Origin of the sequence: Cellulomonas sp. CW35, from assembly GCF_052378485.1 — a bacterium.
Classification (GTDB): domain Bacteria; phylum Actinomycetota; class Actinomycetes; order Actinomycetales; family Cellulomonadaceae; genus Cellulomonas; species Cellulomonas uda.
Genome location: NZ_CP199000.1, coordinates 850,372 through 874,022, shown reverse-complemented (window position 1 = coordinate 874,022; position 23,651 = coordinate 850,372). Strand labels below are relative to the sequence as shown.

General features: G+C 71.5%; 21 protein-coding genes and 1 pseudogene. 7 read left to right on the top strand and 15 right to left on the bottom strand.

Going from position 1 to position 23,651, the window contains the following annotated elements; all coding sequences use genetic code 11:
• Positions 1–3: 3 nt before the first annotated feature.
• Positions 4–2,730 carry a cation-translocating P-type ATPase gene (locus ACT17Q_RS04170; protein WP_444664899.1) on the bottom strand — a complete coding sequence of 909 codons (2,727 nt, stop codon included), beginning with the start codon at positions 2,728–2,730 and terminating at the stop codon, positions 4–6.
• 149 nt (positions 2,731–2,879) lie between these two features.
• Entirely contained in the window at positions 2,880–3,773 is an 894-nt protein-coding gene (truA, locus tag ACT17Q_RS04165; protein WP_141321530.1) for a tRNA pseudouridine(38-40) synthase TruA, read from the bottom strand.
• An 80-nt stretch (positions 3,774–3,853) separates the two neighbouring features.
• Between truA and ACT17Q_RS04160 the strand changes: the two genes are divergently transcribed.
• Positions 3,854–4,579 carry a DUF6338 family protein gene (locus ACT17Q_RS04160; RefSeq protein WP_444664898.1) on the top strand — a complete coding sequence of 242 codons (726 nt, stop codon included), beginning with the start codon at positions 3,854–3,856 and terminating at the stop codon, positions 4,577–4,579.
• 1,192 nt (positions 4,580–5,771) lie between these two features.
• On the opposite strand, the gene ACT17Q_RS04155 is transcribed toward ACT17Q_RS04160, so the two are convergent.
• On the bottom strand, positions 5,772–6,173 hold the full coding sequence (locus ACT17Q_RS04155; RefSeq protein ID WP_444664897.1) for a hypothetical protein: 402 nt from the start codon (positions 6,171–6,173) through the stop codon (positions 5,772–5,774).
• A 748-nt stretch (positions 6,174–6,921) separates the two neighbouring features.
• A pseudogene (locus ACT17Q_RS04150) lies at positions 6,922–7,206 on the bottom strand (ribonucleotide-diphosphate reductase subunit beta); the annotation flags it as partial.
• Positions 7,207–7,257: 51 nt separating this feature from the next.
• On the opposite strand from ACT17Q_RS04150, the gene ACT17Q_RS04145 reads away from it, so the two are divergent.
• From ACT17Q_RS04145 to ACT17Q_RS04130, 4 genes are all read left to right on the top strand, one after another.
• Entirely contained in the window at positions 7,258–8,025 is a 768-nt protein-coding gene (locus ACT17Q_RS04145; protein WP_444664896.1) for an ROK family protein, read from the top strand.
• Positions 8,026–8,064: 39 nt separating this feature from the next.
• A complete protein-coding gene (locus tag ACT17Q_RS04140) occupies positions 8,065–8,988 on the top strand; it encodes a hypothetical protein (RefSeq protein WP_444664895.1) in 924 nt (307 codons plus the stop codon).
• Positions 8,989–9,021: 33 nt separating this feature from the next.
• The gene (locus ACT17Q_RS04135) at positions 9,022–9,588 is read left to right on the top strand and encodes a hypothetical protein (protein ID WP_268533366.1); all 567 of its coding nucleotides are present in this window, start codon (positions 9,022–9,024) and stop codon (positions 9,586–9,588) included.
• Between the two features lie 61 nt (positions 9,589–9,649).
• Entirely contained in the window at positions 9,650–10,177 is a 528-nt protein-coding gene (locus ACT17Q_RS04130) for a DUF488 domain-containing protein (RefSeq protein WP_141321536.1), read from the top strand.
• On the opposite strand, the gene ACT17Q_RS04125 is transcribed toward ACT17Q_RS04130, so the two are convergent.
• Positions 10,153–10,899, bottom strand: a complete 747-nt coding sequence (locus ACT17Q_RS04125) for an alpha/beta fold hydrolase (protein ID WP_444664892.1) — start codon at positions 10,897–10,899, stop codon at positions 10,153–10,155. The genes ACT17Q_RS04130 and ACT17Q_RS04125 overlap by 25 nt on opposite strands.
• Positions 10,900–11,062: 163 nt before the next feature.
• On the opposite strand from ACT17Q_RS04125, the gene ACT17Q_RS04120 reads away from it, so the two are divergent.
• Together ACT17Q_RS04120 and ACT17Q_RS04115 are read left to right on the top strand one after the other, a co-directional pair.
• Positions 11,063–11,911: a hypothetical protein gene (locus ACT17Q_RS04120; RefSeq protein ID WP_444664890.1), complete on the top strand. Its 849-nt coding sequence runs from the start codon at positions 11,063–11,065 to the stop codon at positions 11,909–11,911.
• A 33-nt stretch (positions 11,912–11,944) separates the two neighbouring features.
• A complete protein-coding gene (locus ACT17Q_RS04115; protein WP_444664888.1) occupies positions 11,945–12,331 on the top strand; it encodes a VOC family protein in 387 nt (128 codons plus the stop codon).
• A gap of 96 nt (positions 12,332–12,427) precedes the next feature.
• Here the strand turns inward: ACT17Q_RS04115 and rplQ are convergent, their stop codons facing one another.
• The 10 genes from rplQ to secY form a co-directional block, all read right to left on the bottom strand.
• Complete coding sequence (gene rplQ / locus ACT17Q_RS04110; RefSeq protein WP_444664886.1) at positions 12,428–12,961, bottom strand: 50S ribosomal protein L17; 534 nt, start codon at positions 12,959–12,961, stop codon at positions 12,428–12,430.
• A gap of 76 nt (positions 12,962–13,037) precedes the next feature.
• Positions 13,038–14,048 carry a DNA-directed RNA polymerase subunit alpha gene (locus ACT17Q_RS04105; protein ID WP_094180728.1) on the bottom strand — a complete coding sequence of 337 codons (1,011 nt, stop codon included), beginning with the start codon at positions 14,046–14,048 and terminating at the stop codon, positions 13,038–13,040.
• A 149-nt stretch (positions 14,049–14,197) separates the two neighbouring features.
• Positions 14,198–14,599 (bottom strand): 30S ribosomal protein S11, encoded by a 402-nt coding sequence (gene rpsK, locus ACT17Q_RS04100; protein WP_019136350.1) that lies wholly within the window; start codon positions 14,597–14,599, stop codon positions 14,198–14,200.
• Between the two features lie 47 nt (positions 14,600–14,646).
• Positions 14,647–15,027, bottom strand: a complete 381-nt coding sequence (rpsM, locus tag ACT17Q_RS04095; protein WP_094180729.1) for a 30S ribosomal protein S13 — start codon at positions 15,025–15,027, stop codon at positions 14,647–14,649.
• A gap of 159 nt (positions 15,028–15,186) precedes the next feature.
• On the bottom strand, positions 15,187–15,300 hold the full coding sequence (gene rpmJ / locus ACT17Q_RS04090) for a 50S ribosomal protein L36 (protein WP_013117849.1): 114 nt from the start codon (positions 15,298–15,300) through the stop codon (positions 15,187–15,189).
• 58 nt (positions 15,301–15,358) lie between these two features.
• A complete protein-coding gene (gene infA, locus ACT17Q_RS04085; RefSeq protein ID WP_013770189.1) occupies positions 15,359–15,580 on the bottom strand; it encodes a translation initiation factor IF-1 in 222 nt (73 codons plus the stop codon).
• Positions 15,581–15,821: 241 nt separating this feature from the next.
• Entirely contained in the window at positions 15,822–20,573 is a 4,752-nt protein-coding gene (locus ACT17Q_RS04080; protein ID WP_444664882.1) for a DUF5979 domain-containing protein, read from the bottom strand.
• 227 nt (positions 20,574–20,800) lie between these two features.
• Entirely contained in the window at positions 20,801–21,643 is an 843-nt protein-coding gene (map, locus tag ACT17Q_RS04075; protein WP_444664880.1) for a type I methionyl aminopeptidase, read from the bottom strand.
• Between the two features lie 23 nt (positions 21,644–21,666).
• On the bottom strand, positions 21,667–22,245 hold the full coding sequence (locus tag ACT17Q_RS04070; RefSeq protein WP_268533333.1) for an adenylate kinase: 579 nt from the start codon (positions 22,243–22,245) through the stop codon (positions 21,667–21,669).
• Complete coding sequence (gene secY, locus ACT17Q_RS04065; RefSeq protein WP_444664878.1) at positions 22,242–23,540, bottom strand: preprotein translocase subunit SecY; 1,299 nt, start codon at positions 23,538–23,540, stop codon at positions 22,242–22,244. Before secY ends, ACT17Q_RS04070 begins: the two co-directional genes overlap by 4 nt.
• Positions 23,541–23,651 lie beyond the last annotated feature (111 nt).

Here is a 23,651-nt window from a genome sequence, read left to right as displayed (position 1 = left end):
GCGTCAGTCCCGCAGCGTCCGGCGCGTCAGCGCCTTGGCCACCTCGATCACGAGGAACACCACCACGGCGCCGAGCGCGGTGATGCCCCACTCGCGCGCGCCGATCGCGGTCGAGCCGAACCAGTCGTGCATGAACGGCGCGTACGTGAACACGAGCTGCAGCAGCAGCAGGGCGCCGGCCGCGAGCCACACGAGCCGGTTCCCGACGAGCACGCGCCACGTGAGGCTCGTCGAGCCCAGGAACCGGCAGTTGAGCAGGTAGGCGAGCTGGCCCAGCGCGAGCATGAGGACCGCGGAGGTCTGGGCGTACTCGTCGGACACCCCCAGCTGGTCCTTCTCGACGAGGAACACCGCGAGCGTGGCCGCACCGATCACGGCGGACGCCACGAGGATCAGGGTGAGCGAGCGCGCGGTGATGACGTGCGCGTCGGGCGAGCGCGGCGGGCGGGTCATGATGTCCGGCTCGGCGGGCTCACCCGCGAGCGCGAGCGACAGCGTCACCGCGGTGATGAGGTTGACCCACAGGATCTGCACGGGCGTGAGCGGCAGCGCGAGGCCGGCGAGCACCGCGACGAGGATGACGAGCGACTGCGCGCCGTTCGTCGGCAGCAGGAACGCCACGGACTTGCGGATGTTGTCGTAGATCCGCCGCCCCTCCTCGACCGCACGCTCGATGGTCGCGAAGTTGTCGTCGGCGAGGACGATGTCCGCGGCCTCCTTGGTGGCCTCGGTGCCCTTGATGCCCATCGCGATGCCCACGTCAGCCCGCGTGAGCGCGGGGGCGTCGTTGACGCCGTCACCCGTCATCGCGACGACCTCGCGGTGCGACTGCAGCGCACGCACGATGCGGATCTTGTGCTCGGGCGACGTGCGCGCGAACACGTCGACGCCGCGCACGCGCCGGCGCAGCTGCTCGTTGGACATGGCCTCGAGCTCGGCGCCCGTGATGACCTCGGCGTCGTCGTTCGGCTCAGCCTCGCCTGCCACGTGGCCGCCGACGATGCCGAGCTCACGCGCGATCGCGAGCGCGGTGCCCGCGTGGTCGCCCGTGATCATCTTGACCCGGATGCCCGCGCGGTGGCAGTCGGCGATCGCCGCGACCGCCTCGGGCCGCGGCGGGTCCACGATCCCGAACAGCCCCAGCAGCTGGAGCTCGGTGCCGACGTCGTCGCCGGTCAGCGCGGTCTCGTCCGTCGCGTCGCGCCGCGCGGCGGCGAGTACGCGCAGCCCCTGCGCGCCGAGCTCGTCGATCTGCCGTTCCCAGTACGCGGTGTCCAGCGGTGCGGAGCCGTAGTCGTCGCGCTGCGTCGTGCACCGGTCCAGCAGACGGTCGGGCGCACCGAGGAGGTGCACGACGCGCGTGCCGTCGCCCAGGTCGTCGAGCGTCGCGGCGAACTTCGTCGACGACTCGAACGGCACCTGCGCGAGCCGCTGCCCCGTGGCTGCGTAGCCGAGCTTGTCGCCCAGCACGACGACCGCGCCCTCGGTGGGCTGCCCGACGATCCCCCAGCGCCCGTCGGTCTGCACGGCGCGCGCGTCGTTGCACCGGACCCCGGCGCCGACGAGCGCGGCGAGGTCCGCCCGGGCGTCGAGCTCGACCAGGTCACCTGGCCCGTCGTCGTCGTGCAGGCGCACCGCACCCACGGGCTCGTACCCGAGGCCCTCGACGTCGTACGTCGCCTCGGGCGTGACGACGGTGCGCACCGTCATCTCGTTGCGCGTGAGCGTGCCGGTCTTGTCGGAGCAGATCGTCGTGACGGACCCGAGGCCCTCCACGGACGTGAGCTTGCGGGTGATCGCGTGGCGCCTCGCCATCTGCTGCACACCCAGCGCGAGCGTCACGGTGACGAGCGCCGGCAGCCCCTCGGGGACGGCGGCGACCGCGAACCCGATCGCCGCGGACACGAGCTCGTCGAGCGCGAAGTCGTGGATCACGCGGCCGATGACGAGCATCGCGGCGGCCATGAGCAGGATCAGCAGGCTGAGCTGCTTCCCGAGCCGCGCGAGCTGGCGCGTGAGCGGGGTGTCGAGGTGGTCGACCTCCGCGACGAGCTGCTGGATCCGTCCGATCTCCGTGGCACCCGCGGTCGCGGTGACGACCGCGACCCCGCGCCCGGCCGTGACGATCGTGCCGGAGAACAGCATCGAGGACCGGTCCCCCACGCCCGCATCCGCGCCGACCGGCTCCACGTCCTTGCTCGCGGGCACCGACTCGCCCGTGAGCGCGGCCTCGTCGACCTGCAAGGTCGTCGCCTCGACGAGCCGCGCGTCCGCGGGCACGCGGTCGCCGGACCGCACCCGCACCACGTCACCCGGCACCAGGTCGTCGGCCGCGACCGTGCGCCACTGCCCGTCGCGCCGCACGTCCGCCTCGAGCGACAGCATCGTCGCGATGCCCGCGAGCGCCTTATCCGCGCGCCCTTCCTGCACGAACCCGACGACCGCGTTGGCGACCGCGACCGCGAGGATCACCGCGAAGTCGACCCAGTCGCCGAGGATCGCCTTGAGCACCGCGGCGGCGAGCAGGATGTAGATGAGCACGTCGTCGAAGTGCTCGAGGAACCGCAGCACGACGTTCTTGCGCGGCGGGTCGGGCAGCCGGTTCGGGCCGACCTCGGCGAGCCTACGTGCGGCCTCGGACTCAGTGAGGCCGTCCGGCGTGCTGGCGAGGGTCGCGAGCACCGCATCGGGTGTCTCGGCGTGGGCGACGAGCTCCGGCGCGACCGTCATGGCGAGGCCTCTCGACGTGCGGGCAGCGGTCCGCCCCCAGGCTCTCGCGACCCTCGCCGCCCGACGTGGGACGACCGGCTCAGCTGCGCCCGAAGGCGACGCATGCCTCATCTTGGCCGGGTCCGCCGCCGCGCGCACCCGCCGCGCGTTCAGCAGCAGTCGACCGCCGGGCGCACCTCGTGCTCGCCGCGCCGCGCGCGCGTCTGCTCCGCGCGTGCCTCCAGCTCCTCGTCCGCCGGGTACTCCACGGCCTCCAGCGTCAACCCGTGCGCGGCGACCACGTGCGCGGCCGCGTCCCGCCGCCGCGCGGCGAGGACCTCCCCCGGCCACGACACCGCGCGCCGCCCCTCGCCCACGGCCAGGCTCGCGCCGACGAGCGAGCGCACCATCGAGTGGCAGAACGCGTCGGCCTGCACAGTCGCGACGACGAGCCCGGCATCGGCACCCTCCGTCGGTCGGGTCCACTCGAAGCGCTCGAGCGTGCGGATGGTCGTCGCGTCCGGTCGCGGCTTGCAGTACGCCGCGAAGTCGTGCAGCCCGACGAGCGCCGCGGCGGCCTCGTGCATCGCCGCCACGTCCAGCGCCCGCGCGTGCCACAGCACGTGGCTGCGCGTGAGCGGGTCGCGCGCCGCCGCGTCGTCGCACACCCGGTAGGAGTACCGGCGGCGCAGCGCCGAGAACCGCGCGTCGAACCCCGGCGGCGCGAGCGTCACACGGTGCACGACGAGGTCCGGCGGCAGCACCCCTGCCAGCCGCGTGACCACCGCGTCGAGCGGGTCACGCTCGCTACGCCCCTGTGCCGCCGCGAGCGCCTCGTCGTCCACGTCCACGTGCGCGACCTGCCCACGTGCGTGCACCCCGGCGTCGGTACGCCCTGCGACGACGAGCCGCGGCGCGGGCACCCCGCGCGGACCCGTGCGCAGGATCGTCGCGAGCCCGTCCTCGAGCGTCCCCTGCACGGTCCGCAGCGCGGGCTGACGCGCCCACCCGGCGAAGTCGCTCCCGTCGTACGCGAGATCCAGACGCAGGCGCACGGCATTCACGCCGCCACGCTACCGGCCCAGCCGACCTGCTCCGCCCCGGACCGGCGGCGACCCACGCGCACGGTTGTCCACAGCCCGACGTGACGCCCTGTCGTGGGGCCCGACGCGCGCGCGGGCTCGGGGCGTCGACGATCAGCGCCACCCTCAAGGTCGGTGAGGGCCTGGCGGCCGGGGTGGTCTTCGACCTCGTGTACCTGGCCGTCTTCGGGGCCGCGTTGACCGAGGCGTTCACGCTCTCGGACGGTCGGCAGCGACGTACGCACTCGTCCTCGGCGCTGTCGTGTCGGCGCTCGTCGCGTGGATCGCTCACCGGGGCAGCCGATGGACCACGCCGACCTCTGGCGCGCTCCGGTGGGTGCTCGACACGACGCGCCCGCTACGCCGAGTGGTGGACCGCGAACGTCGGCCGCGTCGTCCCCGCGTTCAGCCGAATCCCTACTGCGTGGGACGCGGCGGCGCCGAACCTCGGGAGGCGGTTCGTGCGCATCGAGACTGCCTCCGGCAAGTTCGTCGGCGGCTGGTTCGGCGAGAACAGCTTCGTGAGCACCTACCCGGAGCCGCACGACCTCTACGTCGAGCAGCAGTGGCGGATGTCAGAGACGGGCGAGTTCCTTCTCCCGCGACGAGGAAGTGTCCCTCGCACGGACCGGCGACGACGCACGCGTCTCGAGGGATCACTGCGCCCACCTCGCAAAGCCCAGAGGAACGTTGACTCCTGTGACGTTTGTGCCTGGGCCGATCTTCCCTATGCCGGGAGACGGTGGTTAAGGCGGTTATCGCGGTGCCCTGGAAGAGTCACTTTGTGAACTCCTGGCTGAGCAATCGTCCCGTCACCGGGTCGAGGCGGACGCGGTACCCGGTCCACGTCGCTGCCAGGAGGACTCCTCCGATGCCGACGTCCACCCCGACGAATGCATCCGCCGATCCGACCTCGGGAAGTTCACCCCGCCATGCGACCTCACCAGAGGACGTGACTCGCACGAGATTCCGAACTCGGCCTCCACCAGTTGGCGGGTCTAGCAGTGCAATCGCCGAACGACCATCCGGAGCTACGTGCAAGTCTCGGACCGGCATACCGTCCGGCATGCCGGTCCACAACTCGCGCGCGCCTTCCGATGCGATCGTGAGGACCCCGCCACTCACCGAGAAGAAGAGCCGGCTACTCACGGGAGGATCTCTCCCTTTCCGAAACTGGAGAGCGGTATGCGCTCCAGCAGTTGTGCTTGTGCCCATCCGCCAGGCTGACCGAAGGCCGGTGCCGCGGTCCCCACCTGCATGCGCACGCCCGGCGGGAGGGTCACCCGCGAGACGTAGGTTGCCGCGTTCTCAGCCGGGCGTGCAAGACCCTCCCGCGCCGCAACCGACGAGACCGGCCTGATCGGGGTCAACCACGAACCGGCCTGGTCCGCGCCACGGAGCCTGACCCGCTTCCGTGGACACCTTCGCTGAGGTGATGATCGCCTCGGAGAGGAGTCCTGGATGCCTGCAGCCAAGCCGCCGGAGTTCCGCCGGCGAGCCACCACCGGCACCCGCCGACCACTAACCTGACACCACACCCGGGTGAGGACTTTCAACGAGCACCCCTGGGGAGATTCAGCGAGCGCCATCATCGTCACCTCAAAGATCCCAGAACTCGGCAGGCCAGCTCCATCCAGGCTTCGGACGAGCTGTTCCATGGCCCCGGCCTCGCTCCCATAGGTCTCGACGAGAGGCCCGAAGTTGCGCTTCGGGTCGAACACGTGAGACAGCTTGTCCGGACGCAGAGCATCAGTCAGTGTCCTCGCTTCGACCTGCGACAGGGGACGCGCCACGTCAGCCGCGGTGTTTGCGACAACACCGGTAGCCACCACCGGAACCAGCCCCGCGGGCTCGTACCCTAGCCGCTGGCCTGCACAAACGTGTTGCGCACGCCACGAGACCCCGGCCGCAATGGACGAGGCCCGCACGCGGGTTCGGCAGAGGCCGAGCAGCCGACGCTGACGGCGGGGCGGAACGTGGTCATTCGAGTTCCAAATCGACGTCATACAGACGCTTCGCGTCCTCGACTAGTTGCTCGCCCCCAAATGGGGGCAGATGCGACTGCCACCAGAAAGCGGCCTGCGGTCGAATAATGGGCCCGCCTCGGATCAGCCTCCGGAACCGATCGTCGGTCGCAGCCATCGCGGCCTTGAAGTCCTCGAGCCCAACGGGTGGGTTGTCGAACGGCCAAGTGACAAGGCGTTCCATGACATCACGGACGCTGCGTTCGTCCTCGTACTCATAGATTCCCGAGGAATAGCTCAGCTCACACTCCTCGACGAACTGCGACCACGCCTCAAGGAACGCGGCCGGGGACCACGACGACCGGCGTCCTTCTCCGCGTAAGATCTGAGCGAACTGCTCCGCCAAACTGGTGCTCATGCTCACTGATTCCAAAAGTAGGCGACGGGGTCTCCATCGGGCCGGAAGAACGTTTGAACGGTTCCATCGGAACTTCGCACACCGAAGTAGCCGGTGCTCGGATCGACTCGCAGCAGATCTGTGCCCCGAGCTCGCTCAAGGACGCCCGATGGCAGGCCGCCTCCCATAAAGCTTCGTGCGGCATCGCGATACGCCTGGAACGAGCCGAACTCCGGCATGTCCGCGCCACCTGGTTTCGCAACCGTCCGACCATTCTTTCCAAGCTGGACTCCGAGGACGTGCTTCGAATAATGCTCAAATGCAAGTTTCTGGCTCGCGAAGTCACCAACCCGAACGAGCGAGGTGCCGGCGCTTGCGGCAACACGGCCGGGCGCTCGGAGTGAAGCGAGTCGCGCTGCCGCCGTCGAGGTGAACTCTCGGACGGAAGTGCTGAGGACGGTCCGAAGACGTTCCGCGCCGGCGGCCACGCGGGGGGACTTCGCACCGACGAGCCCGCGCCCAGCACCCCCGTCATCGACAGCAGGCCTGCGAGAGTGGCTGACACAACCCGGCGCATAGAGTCCCCCTGCGACGTCCGCGGAGTCACCTGCAGCCGGTTGGCATTGCGGTCCAGCGACCCTGCCGGTCGGGGCCGACGCTAGTGGCCTGGCCGCGCGGTTCCCGCGGAGGCGGGCATCCGAACCCCCGCGAGAGGCCAGAATCGCCCGAATGGCCTAGACCGGCGCGACACGTGTCGGTCAGGTCGGGATCAGAACTCCCAGTCGTCGTCCTCGGTGTTGACGGCCTTGCCGATGACGTAGGACGAGCCCGAGCCGAAGAAGAAGTCGTGGTTCTCGTCGGCGTTCGGGGGCAGCGCGGACAGGATCGCGGGGTTGACGTCGGTCTCGTCGCGCGGGAACAGCGCCTCGTAGCCCAGGTCCATCAGGGCCTTGTTAGCGTTGTAGCGCAGGAACTTCTTGACATCCTCGGTGAGGCCGAGCTCGTCGTACAGGTCCCGCGTGTACTCGACCTCGTTGTCGTACAGCTCGAAGAGCGGCGGCGTGCTGCGTCTCCCTGAGCACGGGGCGTCCTCTAGCGTGGCGGTGTGCCTGAGGTGGAGCCGTACACGCTCGCCGTGGACTGCGGCGGGGGTGGCATCAAGGCGTCGGTGCTCGACGCGGCCGGGACGTTGCACGCGCCCGCGGTGCGGGTCCCCACGCCGTACCCGTTGCCGCCGCAGCGGTTGGTGGAGACGATCGCGGGTATCGCGGCGGACCTGCCGCGCGCGGACCGGCTGACGGTCGGGATGCCGGGGATGATCCGGCACGGCGTGGTCGTCGCGACCCCGCACTACGTGACGAAGCACGGGCCGCGGACGGCGGTCGACCCGGACCTCGTCGTGGCGTGGGCGGGGTGCGACATCCGCGCGGCGCTCGAGGCCGGGCTGGGGCTGGCGACGATCGTGCTGAACGACGCCGAGGTGCACGGGGCGGGCGTGGTCTCGGGGACGGGGCTGGAGCTGGTGCTGACGCTCGGCACGGGGCTCGGGTCGGCGCTGTTCGACGGCGGGGCGATCGCGCCGCACCTGGAGCTGTCGCACGCGCCGGTGCGCCGCGCGGTGACGTACGACGAGTACATCGGGCAGCCGGAGCGGCGTCGGCTGGGCAACGCGCTGTGGTCGCGGCGCGTACAGCGCGTGGTCGAGGGGTTCCGGCCGGTGTTCCACTGGGACCGCCTCTACCTGGGCGGGGGCAACGCGCGGCACGTGACACCGACGGTCCTGGAGCGGCTCGGTGACGACGTCGTCGTCGTGCCGAACCAGGCCGGGATCGTCGGCGGCGTGCGGGCATGGACGTTGACGCGCGCGCGCTGATGCCGTGTCGGCTCGCCGGCGCCGTTACCGTGTCCCGCCATGGGCTGGTTCTCCCGACGACCTGACGACGACCCGACGACGGCCGCTGCGACCGGTGGGGCCGCCTTCGCCGACGACGGGCTCGCGCCGCTCGGCCGCGCGGACGCGGACTGGCTGCGGTCCGCCGCGCTCGCGGGGTTCACGCGCATCGGAGTCCCGGGGGTCGAGGCACGCGCCGACCACCTGGTCGACGCGGCGGGCAAGCAGTACGGGCTGACGAACCTCGCAGCGCTGCTCGCGCAGCAGGACCGCGCGCAGTGGCAGGGGGTCGTGGACACGCACGTGAGCTCGCTCGCGCTCGCGCTGCGGCGGGCGGAGTCGGCGTACGACGAGGTCGCGCACCTCCTGGTCGCGCGCGTCATGGTCGAGGCGGACCTGCCGGTGCTGCCGCCGGACGCCGGTCCGTCGCTCGGCGGCGGGCTGTGCGTGCGCGCGGCGATCGACTACCCCGAGTCGGTGTCGGTGCTGTACGACGACCGGCTGGGCGGCTGGGAGGTCACCGGGGACGCGGCGCTCGCGGGTCTGCGCCGCCTGCCGGCGCCCGCGCACGAGACGTTCGAGCACGACGTGCACCTGTTCGAGGCGGCGGACTTCTTCGGTGCGTCGCGCGTGCTGGTGCACGACGAACTGCTCGACTCGGTCGGTCTCACCGACCGGCCGTACGGCACGCTCGTCGTGCTGCCCGCGCGCGCGCTGCTCGGCGTGCACGTGCTGCGCGACGCCACCGTGGTCCACGCGCTGCACCTCATGGCGCAGCTCGCGCGCGCCGGGCAGTCGCAGCCGGGCGCCATGAGCCCGCACGTGTACTTCCGCACGCCCGACGGCACGCTGCAGCAGGTCACGCGGTACTCGGACGAGAAGATCGACGTCCTCGTGGAGGGTGCGTTCGCGGACGCGATGCGGGCCGCGCGGCTCGTCGACTGACCCGCGCCGGGCGCTCGGTACAGTCGGGGCACCATGTCGAGCGAGACCCCGAGCCCCGAGCAGCCGCAGACCCCCGTCGTCGTCCCCCTGCCGGACGGCTCGTCCGCGACGCTGCGCGTGGGCGAGGCTCCCACGGTCGACGAGACGGTGCTGGCGGCACTGCGCGCCCTGCCCGCACCTGAGCACCAGGTCGCGTCGTTCGCGGTGCACGCGTTCTCGGGGGACTCGCTCACGGCCGGCCGCGTGCTCGTCGTCGAAGACCTGCTGGTGACGGTCGACGACGAGCCCGCACCGCACGGCCTGCTGGTCGCGGTGCCCGACGCGCGCTCGTTGCTGGTGCACGCGGTGCGCGACGAGCACGTGCTGCGCGCCGCGCACCTCATGGCGACCATCGCGCGGCTGCGGCAGGGCGAGGCGGACGCGATCGACGCCGACGTGTTCTACCGCGCCCCGGACGGGACGCCGCAGCGCATCACGGCGCACGCCGACGCCGAGGTCGAGGTGCACGTCGAGGGCGCGTTCGCCGACACGCTCGCGGCGATGGGCCTGATCGACCGCAGCCGCCGGGCGCGCCGCGCGGCGAAGCGCGCGAAGCGCTGACGAGATCCGCCCTGACGGGGTTCGCGCTGCCGCGGGCGGCCGCCGCGGGCACGATGGCTCGATGACGAGCGAGCCGACCCTGTGGACCGTCGGGCACTCGACGCGCCCGTTCGACGAGCTGCGCGCGATGCTCGACGACGCGGGGGTGACGTGCCTGGTGGACGTGCGCCGGTTCGCCGGCTCGCGCCGCAACCCGCAGTACTCCCCGGACGCGCTGCGCGAGCAGCTCGGTGACGCGTACCTCCCGCTGCCCGCCCTGGGTGGTCGTCGGACGCCCGCACCGGACTCCCCGAACGACGCGTGGCGCGTCGCGGCGTTCCGCGGCTACGCCGACCACCTCGCGTCCGACGAGTACACCGGCGCCCGCGCGCTGCTCATGGCCCGCGCGCACGCCGAGCGGTGCGCCGTGATGTGCGCCGAGGCCGTGTGGTGGCGGTGCCACCGGCGGCTGATCGCCGACGACCTCACGGCACGCGGCTGGCTCGTCCGGCACCTCATGGGCCCGGGCACGACGGTGACGCACCCGCTCAACCCCGCGGCACGGCTCGTCGACGGGACGCTGCGCTACCCCGCGGAGGGGACGGGCTGACGACGCCGCGGGTCCCCCGTGACCTCGTCGTACGCCTCCAGCACGGCACGCGTGAACCGGACGGGCGCCACGACGCTCACGAGGTGCGTGGCACCGGGCACGACCACGAGCCGGCCGTCGTGGCACGCGGCGAGGAACGCGCGCTCGTCGGCCCGGAAGTGGTCGTAGCGCCCGTTGACGAGCCAGACCGGCGCGGTCACCCGCGCCAGGTCCGCGATCGGGTCGAGCCCGCCGACCTCACGCAGCACGTCGGCCATCACGTCGAGCGCGAACCCGCCCGCACCCAGGTCCGCGCCGGCGTCCGGCGGGAGCATGAGCCGCACGAAGCCGTCGTTGAGCCCTGCCCCACGGTCGGGCAGCCGGGCGATCAGCGCCGCGAGCGCGGCCCACCCGCCGACCAGCACGCGACGCGGGCGTGTGCAGCACCCGGCGGCGAGCAGCCCGGCGACCTGCTCGGGGTGCCGAGCGGCGTGCGCGACCGCCACGTACGCGCCCAGCGAGAGCCCGACGACGAGGGCGCGGCCGCCGAGCCCGTCCACCGCGTCCGCGATCGTCGTGATCGCGCCGTCGGCCGTGAACCGCTCCGCGGCGCGCGTACCGTGCCCGGGCAGGTCGACCGCGGTCGTCGGGATCCCGGCGCGCGCCAGCGCGTCCGTCTGCGGGCGCCACATGGTGCGCGACGTGCGCACGCCGTGCACCAGCACGATCCCGGTGTCCCCCACGAGGTGACCGTACCTCGGACACCCTCCGCTCCGGTCACCCGATCGGACCCCGTACGAACCAAGGCGTTCCGGTCGCGCCGCCGCCGGGGCCACCCGCCACGTGCCGGTGTTCCCTACGGTCGTGCGGACCGTCTCCAGCCGGGCCACCGATCATCGAGGACACATGCGCCTGACCGCCCCCTTGCGTCGCGCCACCGCCGCGCTCGCCACCGCCTCTCTCGCGCTCGCCGCCCTCGCCACGGGTCTCGTCGCCCCGGCGGCCGCCGCGGGCGTCGGGTTCGTCGTCGACGACTTCGCCGGCACCTCGATGGGCCCGCGCGAGCTGCTCACGCCGGGCGAGTTCGAGTGCGGGCCGACGCGCAACACGACCCTCACCCCGGGCGCAGGGACCCTCAAGGTCGACGTGCGGGTGCCCGATTCGCTGGGCTGCACGTACGGCGACGCTCGGATCCGGTGGACCGCCGCGGGGACGGTGGACCTGCAGGCGGGCGGCGCGGACCGCATCGAGATGCGCTACCGCGACGTGCTGCCCGACCAGCCGTCGGCCGTGACGTTCGGTCTCCAGGCGGTCGACGTCAACGGCAAGGTCGCGTCGGTGGGCGGCCTGTCCCGCAACGGCGGCGCGGCGTCCGACTGGCTGACGGTCCGCTACACGCCCGCGTACGTGGGCGACGTCGCCGTCCTGTCGTTCCCGTCCGGGTTCGACCGCGCGCGGGTCAAGTCGATCGTGCTGCTCGTCTCGGCGACCACGTCGTACCAGAACGTCTCCGTGACGCTCGAGGGGATCGGCGCCGGCAACGGCGAACCGACCTACCAGGCGCCGTCGTTCGGCGCGACGACCCCGCTGGTCTTCCCACCGTCGACGAGCACGTCGCGCACGCTCACCGTGACCGGCAACCCTGCGCCCGACGTGAGCGTGACGTCCGGCAAGCCGGCGTGGATGCCTGACACGACGACGAGGGGCGGGCGCCACGACGGTGCCCGCCCCTCGTCGCGTCCGGGCCCGGCGTAGCGTGGGCGCACGCCCGGCACCCGAGGAGGACGCATGGACCGTCCCGCGCTCCGGCTCACGTCCGTGACCATCGGCACCGACGAGCCCGCACGCCTCGCCGTGTTCTACGCGCGCCTCCTCGGCGGCCAGGTCACGGCCGCCGACCCGCCCTCCCCCGACGACCCCGGCTGGGCGCAGGTCCGGGTCCCGGACGGGCCGACGCTCAACCTCGAGGGCGAGGTCCGGTTCCGCCGCCCGGTGTGGCCCGCCGTGCCGGGCGGTCAGAACGCCACCCAGCACCTCGACATCCAGGTCCAGGACCTCGCGACCGCCACCGCGTGGGCGCTGGAGGCCGGCGCGACCCTCGCCGCGGTCCAGCCCCAGAGCGACGTGCGGGTGCTCCTCGACCCGTCGGGGCACCCGTTCTGCCTGTTCCTGTGACGTCGGCCGTCCCGGTCCCACGCGCCGGACGCCCCGCACGCACGAGGGCCCGGACACCGTCTGGCGGTGTCCGGGCCCTCGTCAGTGCTGCGGAGCTCAGGCCTTGTCGTCGGCCCTGTCCTCGGCGGGAGCCTCGTCGGCGACGGGCGCGTCCTCGACGACGTCCTCGGCCACGGTCTCCTCGACCTTCGCGTCCTCGACCTTCTCGGCCTTCGGCGCGGCCTTCGCGGTGGCCTTGGTGGCCTCCTTGACGACCGCCTGCTTCGGCGAGAGCGGCTCACGCACGATCTCGATCACGGCGAGGGGCGCGTTGTCACCCTTGCGCGGACCGATCTTCGTGATGCGCGTGTAGCCACCGTTGCGCTCGGCGAGAGCCGGGGCGATCTCGGTGAACAGCGTGTGCACGACGCTCTTGTCCTTGACGACCGTCAGGACGCGACGACGCGCGTGCAGGTCACCGCGCTTGGCGAACGTGATGAGGCGCTCGGCGAGGGGGCGCAGGCGCTTGGCCTTGGCCTCCGTCGTCGTGATGCGGCCGTGCTCGAACAGCGACGTCGCGAGGTTCGCGAGGATCAGCCGCTCGTGCGCCGGTCCGCCACCGAGCCGGGGACCCTTGGTGGGCGTAGGCATGGTCAAATCTCCTTGAAGTTCTTCGTCAAGTACCGAGTCAGTGGTCCCGAGTCAGTACTGCCAACCGGTGCTGAGGTCAGTACTGCTCGTCCTCGACGAAGTCGCCCTCGTCGTCGCCGTAGTACGCCGACGCGGACGGGTCGAAGTCGAGCGGGCTGTCCTTGAGGGACAGGCCGAGCTCGGCGAGCTTCTCCTTGACCTCCGTGATCGACTTCGCGCCGAAGTTGCGGATGTCCAGGAGGTCGGCCTCCGAACGGGCGACGAGCTCGCCGACCGTGTGGATGCCCTCACGCTTGAGGCAGTTGTACGAGCGGATCGTCAGCTGCAGGTCCTCGATCGGCAGCGCCAGGTCCGCGGCCAGGGCCGCGTCCGTCGGCGACGGGCCGATCTCGATGCCCTCGGCCTCGATGTTGAGCTCGCGCGCCAGGCCGAACAGCTCGACGAGCGTCTTGCCGGCCGACGCGAGCGCGTCGCGCGGGCTGATCGCCGCCTTCGTCTCGACGTCGACGATGAGCTTGTCGAAGTCCGTGCGCTGCTCGACACGCGTCGCCTCGACCTTGTAGGTCACCTTGAGGACCGGCGAGTAGATCGAGTCGACCGGGATACGGCCGATCTCGGCGTCGAACGTCTTGTTCTGCGCGGCCGACACGTAGCCACGACCACGCTCGACGGTGAGCTCGATCTCGAGCTTGCCCTTGTCGTTGAGGGTCGCGAGGTGCAGGTCGGGGTTGTGCACCTCGACGCCCGCCGGCGGCACGATGTCCGCGGCGGTGACCTCACCCGGGCCCTGCTTGCGCAGGTACATCACGACGGGCTCGTCGTTCTCCGACGAGACCACGAGGTTCTTGATGTTGAGGATGACCTCGGTGACGTCCTCCTTGACCCCCGGCACGGTCGAGAACTCGTGCAGCACGCCGTCGATACGGATCGACGTGACGGCGGCACCGGGGATGGAGGACAGCAGCGTCCGGCGGAGCGAGTTGCCGAGCGTGTAGCCGAAGCCCGGCTCGAGCGGCTCGATGGAGAACCGCGAACGGTTCTCCGAGATGACCTCTTCGGCCAGGGTGGGGCGCTGTGCGATCAGCACGGTGTGATTCCTCTCAGCGGACGTCCGCCATATGACGCCACGCAGGTGTTGCTATCCCGGTCATGCCTCGGTCCGCATCCCGGGGGACGGCTTGACGACCTACGCTCGCGCCGGGCCGAGCAGGGGCACGGCCCGGCGCGAGCGAGGGGTCAGACGCGGCGGCGCTTCGGCGGACGGCAGCCGTTGTGCGCCTGCGGCGTCACGTCCTGGATCGAACCGACCTCGAGGCCGGCGGCCTGCAGCGACCGGATCGCGGTCTCGCGGCCCGAACCCGGGCCCTTGACGAAGACGTCGACCTTGCGCATGCCGTGCTCCTGCGCACGACGGGCAGCGGCCTCGGCGGCGAGCTGCGCGGCGAACGGCGTCGACTTGCGCGAACCCTTGAAGCCGACCTGGCCGGACGACGCCGACGAGATCACGGCGCCCGAGGGGTCGGTGATCGAGATGATCGTGTTGTTGAACGTGCTCTTGATGTGCGCCTGGCCGTGGGAGACGTTCTTCTTCTCCTTGCGGCGCGGCTTGCGCACGGCGGTACGGGACTTGGGAGGCATCTGCTCTTCTTCTCTCTACGGATCGGGCTGCCGGAAGCGGCGGGCGGTTACTTGCGCCCGGCCTTCTTCTTGCCGGCGACGGTGCGCTTCGGGCCCTTGCGGGTGCGCGCGTTGGTCTTCGTGCGCTGGCCGCGCACCGGAAGGCCGCGGCGGTGACGCAGGCCCTCGTAGCAGCCGATCTCGACCTTGCGGCGGATGTCCGCGGCGACCTCACGGCGGAGGTCACCCTCGAGCTTGTAGCTGCCCTCGAGGTAGTCACGGAGCGCGACGAGCTCGTTGTCGCCGAGCTCCTTCACGCGCAGGTCGCCGGAGATGCCGGTGGCCGCGAGGGTCTCCTTGGCGCGCGTGCGGCCGACCCCGTAGATGTAGGTGAGCGCGATCTCCAGCCGCTTCTCGCGGGGGAGGTCGACGCCGATGAGACGTGCCATGTGCCTGGTGGCTCCTGTTACTGCTCGGAGGTCTTCCGCACCGCCCTCCCGCTGTCCTGCGGGCCCCGGCCTCCGAGCCGAGGGTTCAACGGTCCCGGCTGAGCCGGACCCGAGGTGGTGGTGCGCTGGGTGCCCCGAGGGGCAGGTGATGCGTGGGCGTCAGCCCTGACGCTGCTTGTGGCGCAGGTTCTCGCAGATCACCTGGACGCGACCGTGCCGGCGGATCACCTTGCACTTGTCGCAGATCTTCTTGACGCTGGGCTTGACCTTCATCGCGTGTTTCCTCCGCCGCCGCGTGCCCGCTCAGGGACCGGCGGCGATGTCGTGGTGATTACTTGTAGCGGTAGACGATGCGACCGCGGGACAGGTCGTACGGGCTCAGCTCGACGACCACCCGGTCCTCGGGGAGGATCCGGATGTAGTGCTGCCGCATCTTGCCCGAGATGTGAGCGAGCACCTTGTGGCCGTTGGTGAGCTCCACGCGGAACATCGCGTTCGGCAGCGCCTCGACGACACTGCCCTCGATCTCGATGACGCCGTCCTTCTTCGCCATGTCCTCCGCTAACTGTCGGTCGTGTCGAGCACCACGAGTTCCACGCGAACCGGCATGGCGCCGGGACGTCGTCGAGTTCGTGGAAGGGAGCGGGTGCTGCCCCGGTGCCGTCCGGCCGGTCTCCCGGTCGTCGCGACGAACAGAGCGCACACACCCAACGGGCTACTTTACGCCATGCCACCCATTCGACGAAACCGCTCCGGTGACCCGAGACGTGACGTCCGACTCCCCCGCCGCGTGCTCAGGGGCGTCGGAGCCCGTGCCGGGCCGCGGCACCCGCGGTGGCCGTCCCGCGGCGGCGCAGCACCAGGAGCACCGCACCGGTGAGCGCGAGAGTCAGCGCGACGCCGAGCGTCGTCCACGCGTCGGCGCCCGTCCTCGCGAGCACGCCGCCCTCGTCGCGGGAGCCGTCACCCGCGCCGGGCGCGCTCGAGTCGCCACCGCCGTCGTCCTCACCGCGCGGGGCCGTCCCGTCGTCGCCACCGTCGTCGTCGCCACCGCCGTCGCCACCGCCGTCGTCGCCACCGCCACCGCCGTCCCCGCCGCCCGGGCCACCACCGGTGCCGGGGCCGGTCGGGTCGTCGGCGTCGAACGTGTTGGTCAGCGTCACGCGCGTGAGCTGACCGTCGGCGGTGATCTCGACCGTCGCCGGCGCGAACGTCGCGGCCACCCAGTCGCCACCTGCCACGGGCGCGGGCGTCAACTCGGCGAACGTCACGACCGTGCCCAGCGGGAGATTCTGCGGACCGGCGACGACCACGCCGTCAGCGGTCACCGTCAGCGTCCCGGCCTTGGTCGTCGACCCGTTCAGGAAGTAGTCCACCTCGAACTCGGTGTCCCCACCGTCCGGCAGATCCACCGGGTCGATCCCGTCGAGCGCCTTGGCCAGCGAGAAGCCGCCCACGGCATCGCGGTAGGAGTTGGTCACCGTCACCGACGTGTTCTGCCCGTCAGCCGTGACCGTCACCGAACTCGGCGCGAAGGCCGCGCCGGTCCAGACGGTCCCGCTCGGCGCGACCGCCGTCGGCTCGGCGAACGTCACGACCGTGCCCAGCGGGAGATTCTGCGGACCGCCGACGACCGCGCCGTCAGCGGTCACCGTCAGGGAGCCGGCCTTCGTCGTCGACCCGTTCAGGAAGTAGTCCACCTCGAACTCGGTGTCCCCACCGTCCGGCAGATCCACCGGGTCGATCCCGTCGAGCGCCTTGGCCAGCGAGAAGCCGCCCACGGCATCGCGGTAGGAGTTGGTCACCGTCACCGACGTGTTCTGCCCGTCAGCCGTGACCGTCACCGAACTCGGCGCGAAGGCCGCGCCGGTCCAGACGGTCCCGCTCGGCGCGACCGCCGTCGGCTCGGCGAACGTCACGACCGTGCCCAGCGGGAGATTCTGCGGACCGGCGACGACCACGCCGTCAGCGGTCACCGTCAGCGTCCCGGCCTTGGTCGTCGACCCGTTCAGGAAGTAGTCCACCTCGAACTCGGTGTCCCCACCGTCCGGCAGATCCACCGGGTCGATCCCGTCGAGCGCCTTGGCCAGCGAGAAGCCGCCCACGGCATCGCGGTAGGAGTTGGTCACCGTCACCGACGTGTTCTGCCCGTCAGCCGTGACCGTCACCGAACTCGGCGCGAAGGCCGCGCCGGTCCAGACGGTCCCGCTCGGCGCGACCGCCGTCGGCTCGGCGAACGTCACGACCGTGCCCAGCGGGAGATTCTGCGGACCGGCGACGACCACGCCGTCGGCGGTCACCGTCAGCGTCCCGGCCTTGGTCGTCGACCCGTTCAGGAAGTAGTCCACCTCGAACTCGGTGTCCCCACCGTCCGGCAGATCCACCGGGTCGATCCCGTCGAGCGCCTTGGCCAGCGAGAAGCCGCCCACGGCATCGCGGTAGGAGTTGGTCACCGTCACCGACGTGTTCTGCCCGTCAGCCGTGACCGTCACCGAACTCGGCGCGAAGGCCGCGCCGGTCCAGACGGTCCCGCTCGGCGCGACCGCCGTCGGCTCGGCGAACGTCACGACCGTGCCCAGCGGGAGATTCTGCGGACCGGCGACGACCACGCCGTCAGCGGTCACCGTCAGCGTCCCGGCCTTGGTCGTCGACCCGTTCAGGAAGTAGTCCACCTCGAACTCGGTCGCGCCACCGTCCGGCAGATCCACCGCATCGACCCCGTCGAGCGCCTTGGCCAGCGAGAAGCCGCCCACGGCATCGCGGTAGGAGTTGGTCACCGTCACCGACGTGTTCTGCCCGTCAGCCGTGACCGTCACCGAACTCGGCGCGAAGGCCGCGCCGGTCCAGACGGTCCCGCTCGGCGCGACCGCCGTCGGCTCGGCGAACGTCACGACCGTGCCCAGCGGGAGATTCTGCGGACCGGCGACGACCACGCCGTCAGCGGTCACCGTCAGCGTCCCGGCCTTGGTCGTCGACCCGTTCAGGAAGTAGTCCACCTCGAACTCGGTGTCCCCACCGTCCGGCAGATCCACCGGGTCGATCCCGTCGAGCGCCTTGGCCAGCGAGAAGCCGCCCACGGCATCGCGGTAGGAGTTGGTCACCGTCACCGACGTGTTCTGCCCGTCAGCCGTGACCGTCACCGAACTCGGCGCGAAGGCCGCGCCGGTCCAGACGGTCCCGCTCGGCGCGACCGCCGTCGGCTCGGCGAACGTCACGACCGTGCCCAGCGGGAGATTCTGCGGACCGGCGACGACCACGCCGTCGGCGGTCACCGTCAGCGTCCCGGCCTTGGTCGTCGACCCGTTCAGGAAGTAGTCCACCTCGAACTCGGTGTCCCCACCGTCCGGCAGATCCACCGGGTCGATCCCGTCGAGCGCCTTGGCCAGCGAGAAGCCGCCCACGGCATCGCGGTAGGAGTTGGTCACCGTCACCGACGTGTTCTGCCCGTCAGCCGTGACCGTCACCGAACTCGGCGCGAAGGCCGCGCCGGTCCAGACGGTCCCGCTCGGCGCGACCGCCGTCGGCTCGGCGAACGTCACGACCGTGCCCAGCGGGAGATTCTGCGGACCGGCGACGACCACGCCGTCAGCGGTCACCGTCAGCGTCCCGGCCTTGGTCGTCGACCCGTTCAGGAAGTAGTCCACCTCGAACTCGGTCGCGCCACCGTCCGGCAGATCCACCGCATCGACCCCGTCGAGCGCCTTGGCCAGCGAGAAGCCGCCCACGGCATCGCGGTAGGAGTTCGTGACCGTCACGAGGGTGCTCTGGCCGTCCGCCGTGATCGTCACCGACGACGGCGAGATGGTCGCACCGGTCCACACCTGGCCGGTGGGCGCGACCGCGCTGGGCTCGCCGAACGTCACGACGGTGCCGAGGGGCAGGCTCGTCGGGCCGGCGACGGGCGTCCCGTCGGCGGTGACGACGAGCGTGCCGGCCTTCGTCGTCGACCCGTCGAGGAAGTAGTCGACCGCGAACTCGGTGTCGTCTCCGTCGGGCAGATCGGCCGCGGTCAGGCCGGACAGGGCCTTGGCGACGCGGAAACCGCCGACCGCCGCGCGGTAGGAGTTGGTGACCGTGACCTCGACGTCGTCGCCGTCGGCGATCTCGACCGTGCTGGGCGAGAACGTCACGCCCGTCCACACGGTGCCGGTCGGCGCGCTCGGGGTGGCCTCGCGGAACGTGACCTCGGTGCCGACGGGCAGGTCCTGCGGGCCCGCGACGAGCGTGCCGTCCGCGGTGAGCGTCAGCGTGCCGGCCTTCGTCGTCGCCCCGTCGAGGAAGTAGTCGACCGAGAACTGCGTGCTCGCCCCGTCCGGCAGGTCGCCGGCCGCGATGCCGGACAGCGCCTTGCGCAGCGAGAAACCGCCCTCGCCGCCGCCGATCTCGAGCGAGGCGGCGTAGCCGTAGTGGTGCACCTCGCCGGAGTTCCGCAGCAGGAGCGAGGCCGCGACGATCTGGCCCTCGATGAGGGTCTTGTCTGCGCTGGTGTCGCTCGGTCCGGACAGGCCGGTGATGACGGTGCTGGACGGCGCGAGCAGCGACCCGGGGACGATGCCGTTCCCGCTGAGGTAGACGGTGCTGCCCGGCGCCTGGTCGATGTTCCAGAGCATGTACCGCGCGAAGTTGTTGTCGCTCGAGCCACCCGGGGCGTCGTAGGCACCGATGGTCTCCATGGGCAGGAGCACCGACGCACCGTCGGCCGCGATCACGTCGATGACCAGCGGGGTGGTCGCCGACGGCTTCACGGTCGGGAACCGCAGCTTCCAGTCAGTGCTCGGGAAGTCCGCCGCGGCGACGCGCAGCACGTTGACCTTGCCCGCGACGAGCGTCACGTCGACGCCGTTCATCGGCTGCGCCGTGCTGCCCAGCGTGACGGCCTCGGCGCCGACGAGGCGGCCCTCGGCGATGCCGTGCGACCACTGCGCCATCGTGTCGCGCGCAGCGGTGGGCACGAGCGTGTCGAACGCCGTCGGCTGCACCGTCCACGCGACGGTCTGCGGGGCGGCCGACTGCTCGATGACCGCGCCGCTGCAGTCGGTGGTCGTGGGCGCCTGGACGCAGACGCCGGCCCCGCGACCGGCGATGCCCACGCCAGTCGTCGAGCCGATCGTCATGCGGCCGAGCTGCGTCGCGGCGTCGGTGTAGCCGCCCGAGGCGACGCGGACCGACTGCGTGGACGACGCACGGTCGAACCCGCCGACGACGAGGCGCACCGGCGTGCCGCCGAGCGTCGGCAGTACGTAGTCACCGTTGCCCGCCGCCTTGTGGATGAGGTTGTACGGCCCCTGCCCGGTGCGGACCGAGACGTTCCCCCCGACCGCGACCGACCCCTCGATCTCGTGGTTCGACAGCTCGGCGTCCCCGTAGGAGACGACCGTGAACCCGGCCGCGCCCGCCAGCGGGTTGCCGCTGAGCGACGCGGCCGTCGCGGGGGCGCTCGTCGTGGCGACGGCCCCGGCGGTGGCGACGAGGATCGCGACGGCGCCGGCGAGGCGGGCGCGCCATCGGCGGGCGCGGGCAGGCGGGAGCGTGCGGGGGCAGGACACGGTGGAGGACTCCTGATGTCTGACGTGCTGAACGCTTGTCCGGCACACATGTCTAGGGCATCAGGGAGCAAGGTCCCCGGGGCATACGGGTGGTTCCGGGCGCGACGCCGGTCACATGTTCAGCCGTCCGGGCGTCGGTTCACCCGAACGGCCGACCGCAGACCGCCCGTAACCGGCGGTTCGCGTCGCGCGCCCGACGTGCGCTGCGCTGGCGCCGCCCGATCCGGTCAGCTGAGGGGCGTCGGCGTCACACCGTGCGGCGCGAGACCCGCCAGGCCGCCGTCGCGCGCCGTGAGCACCCAGATCCCGCCGTCGAGGATCGCGACCGTGTGCTCCCAGTGGGCCGCGCGCGAGCCGTCCTCCGTGACGACCGTCCAGTCGTCGGCCAGCACCCTCGTCGCCTGCTCACCGCGCACGAGCATCGGCTCGACCGCGACGCACAGGCCCGGGCGGACCTTCGCCCCGCGGTCCCGCGTGCGGTAGTTCAGCACGTCCGGCGGCTGGTGCATCGCCGACCCGATGCCGTGACCGACGTAGTCCTCCACCACGCCGAGCCGCACGCCACCGTTGCGCCCGGCCGTGTGCGCGTCGTCCACGACGTCCTCGATCGCGTCACCGACGGCACCGAGGCGGTCGGCACCGGCGAGCGCGGCGATGCCGGCCCACATGGCCTCCTCGCCGGTCGCGACGAGCTCGCGGTCCTCGACCGTGCCGTCGCCCAGGACGAACGACAGCGCGCTGTCGCCGTGCCACCCGTCGACGACCGCACCGCAGTCGATCGACACGACGTCGCCCTCCGCGAGCACCCGCCCGTCGGGGATGCCGTGCACCACCTCGTCGTTCACCGACACGCAGACCGTCGCGGGGTACCCGTGGTAGCCCAGGAACGACGGCGTCGCACCCGCCTGCACGATCACGCGTGCCGCGGCCGCGTCGACGTCCGCCGTCGTCGCGCCGGGCACCGCAGCCGCACGGGCCGCGTCGAGCGCGTCGGCGACGACGAGCCCGGCACGCCGCATGACGCGCACCTGGTCGGCGCTCTTGTACTCGATCCGCTCGCGGCCGAACACGTGGACCACCGTCCTCCGCCCGCTCAGCGGGCGGTCGAGCCGATCGCCACGAGCAGGCGCTCCGTGACCTCGTCGACCTCGCCGATGCCGTCGACGCGCGCCAGCAGGCCGCGCTGCGAGTAGACGTCCGAGATCGGGGCGGTCTGCTCGGCGTAGACGTCGAGCCGGTGGCGGATGACGTCCTCGGTGTCGTCCTCGCGACCCTCGATCTCGGCGCGCTTGAGCAGGCGCTCCGCGACGACCTCGGGGTCCGCGGTGATCTCGACCGCGAGGTCGAGGGACAGACCGGCGTCCGCGAGGATCGCGTCGAGCTCGGCGACCTGGGCGACGTTGCGGGGGTAGCCGTCGAGCAGGAACCCACCCGCGGTGTCGTCCTGCGCGAGTCGGTCACGGACCATCGCGTTCGTGATCTCGTCGGGCACCAAGGCGCCCCGCGACGAGTACTCCTGCGCCTTGCGGCCGAGCTCCGTGCCGCCCTTGATGTTGGCGCGGAAGATGTCGCCCGTCGAGATCGCGGGGACCGCGAGACGCTCGGCGAGCCGTGCCGCCTGCGTGCCCTTGCCCGCTCCGGGCGGGCCGAGCAGGACCAGACGCGTGCTCATCGGAGGAACCCTTCGTAGTGCCGCTGCTGCAGCTGCGACTCGATCTGCTTGACGGTCTCGAGGCCGACGCCGACGACGATCAGGATCGACGAGCCGCCGAACGGGATGTTCTGGCCGACGTCGAGCATGATGAACGCGATCGTCGGGATCAGCGCGACGACCGCCAGGTACAGCGAGCCAGGCGCGGTGATGCGCGAGATCACGTAGCTCAGGTAGTCGGCGGTCGGGCGACCGGCGCGGATACCGGGGATGAAGCCGCCGTACTTCTTCATGTTGTCCGCGACCTCGTCCGGGTTGAACGTGATCGCCGTGTAGAAGTAGCAGAAGAAGATGATCAGCACGACGTACAGCGCGAGGTGCAGCGGCGCGTCCTGAGCGGCGACGTTCACCGAGACCCAGCGGACCCACTCGGTGGTCTGATCGCCGAACTGCGCGATGATCCCCGGGATCGCCAGCAGCGACGACGCGAAGATGATCGGGATGACGCCGGCCATGTTGATCTTGATCGGGATGTAGGTGCTCGACCCGCCGTACATGCGGCGGCCCACCATGCGCTTGGCGTACTGCACCGGGATGCGGCGCTGGCTCTGCTCGACGAACACGACGAGCGCGACGACCACGACGATGATCGCCAGGACCACGACGAACTTCGTGAGGCCGTTGTTGCCACCCGCGATCGACCACATGGCCGTCGGGAAGCTGGCCGCGATCGACGTGAAGATCAGCAGCGACATGCCGTTGCCGACGCCACGCTCGGTGATGAGCTCGCCGAGCCACATGATCAGGCCGGTGCCCGCGGTCATCGTGATGACCATGATCACGAGAGTCGTCCACGCCGAGTCCGGGATGACGTCGACGGTGCAGCCGGCGAAGAGCTGGCCGCTGCGCGCGATGGTGATGACCGTCGTCGACTGCAGGACCGCGAGCGCGATGGTCAGGTAGCGGGTGTACTGCGTGAGCTTCGCGGTACCCGACTGCCCTTCCTTGTGCAGCTCCTCGAACCGCGGGATCACCACGCGCAGCAGCTGCACGATGATGCTCGCGGTGATGTACGGCATGATCCCGAGCGCGAACACCGACAGCTGGAGCAGCGCTCCACCGCTGAAGAGGTTCACCAGCCCCAGCAGGTCGTTGCCGCTGCCCATCTCGTCGATGCACTGCTGCACGTTGGGGTAGGACACCCCGGGCGTGGGCAGGAAGGATCCGATGCGGAACACCACCATGATCCCGATGGTGAAGAGCAGCTTCCGCCGCAGGTCGGGCGTCCGGAACGCCCGCACGAATGCGCCTAGCACCTGTCCTCCTGGGTAGCCGCTCGTGCGGCAGTCGTCAGCCACCCGGCGATGGCCGCAGGCAAGACTACCTGCAACCTCACCGAGCTCGGTTCTTCGCGGGTGAGCGCCTTC

Coding starts and splice junctions, on each gene's coding strand:
- ACT17Q_RS04115 (WP_444664888.1), top strand. CDS start 11,945: ATGGACCGTCCCGCGCTCCGGCTCACGTCCGTGACCATCGGCACCGAC.
- ACT17Q_RS04170 (WP_444664899.1), bottom strand. CDS start 2,730: ATGACGGTCGCGCCGGAGCTCGTCGCCCACGCCGAGACACCCGATGCG.
- ACT17Q_RS04155 (WP_444664897.1), bottom strand. CDS start 6,173: ATGAGCACCAGTTTGGCGGAGCAGTTCGCTCAGATCTTACGCGGAGAA.
- infA (WP_013770189.1), bottom strand. CDS start 15,580: ATGGCGAAGAAGGACGGCGTCATCGAGATCGAGGGCAGTGTCGTCGAG.
- ACT17Q_RS04120 (WP_444664890.1), top strand. CDS start 11,063: ATGCGCCTGACCGCCCCCTTGCGTCGCGCCACCGCCGCGCTCGCCACC.
- ACT17Q_RS04140 (WP_444664895.1), top strand. CDS start 8,065: ATGGGCTGGTTCTCCCGACGACCTGACGACGACCCGACGACGGCCGCT.
- rpsK (WP_019136350.1), bottom strand. CDS start 14,599: ATGCCTCCCAAGTCCCGTACCGCCGTGCGCAAGCCGCGCCGCAAGGAG.
- rpsM (WP_094180729.1), bottom strand. CDS start 15,027: ATGGCACGTCTCATCGGCGTCGACCTCCCCCGCGAGAAGCGGCTGGAG.
- rpmJ (WP_013117849.1), bottom strand. CDS start 15,300: ATGAAGGTCAAGCCCAGCGTCAAGAAGATCTGCGACAAGTGCAAGGTG.
- ACT17Q_RS04135 (WP_268533366.1), top strand. CDS start 9,022: ATGTCGAGCGAGACCCCGAGCCCCGAGCAGCCGCAGACCCCCGTCGTC.
- ACT17Q_RS04130 (WP_141321536.1), top strand. CDS start 9,650: ATGACGAGCGAGCCGACCCTGTGGACCGTCGGGCACTCGACGCGCCCG.
- ACT17Q_RS04070 (WP_268533333.1), bottom strand. CDS start 22,245: ATGAGCACGCGTCTGGTCCTGCTCGGCCCGCCCGGAGCGGGCAAGGGC.
- rplQ (WP_444664886.1), bottom strand. CDS start 12,961: ATGCCTACGCCCACCAAGGGTCCCCGGCTCGGTGGCGGACCGGCGCAC.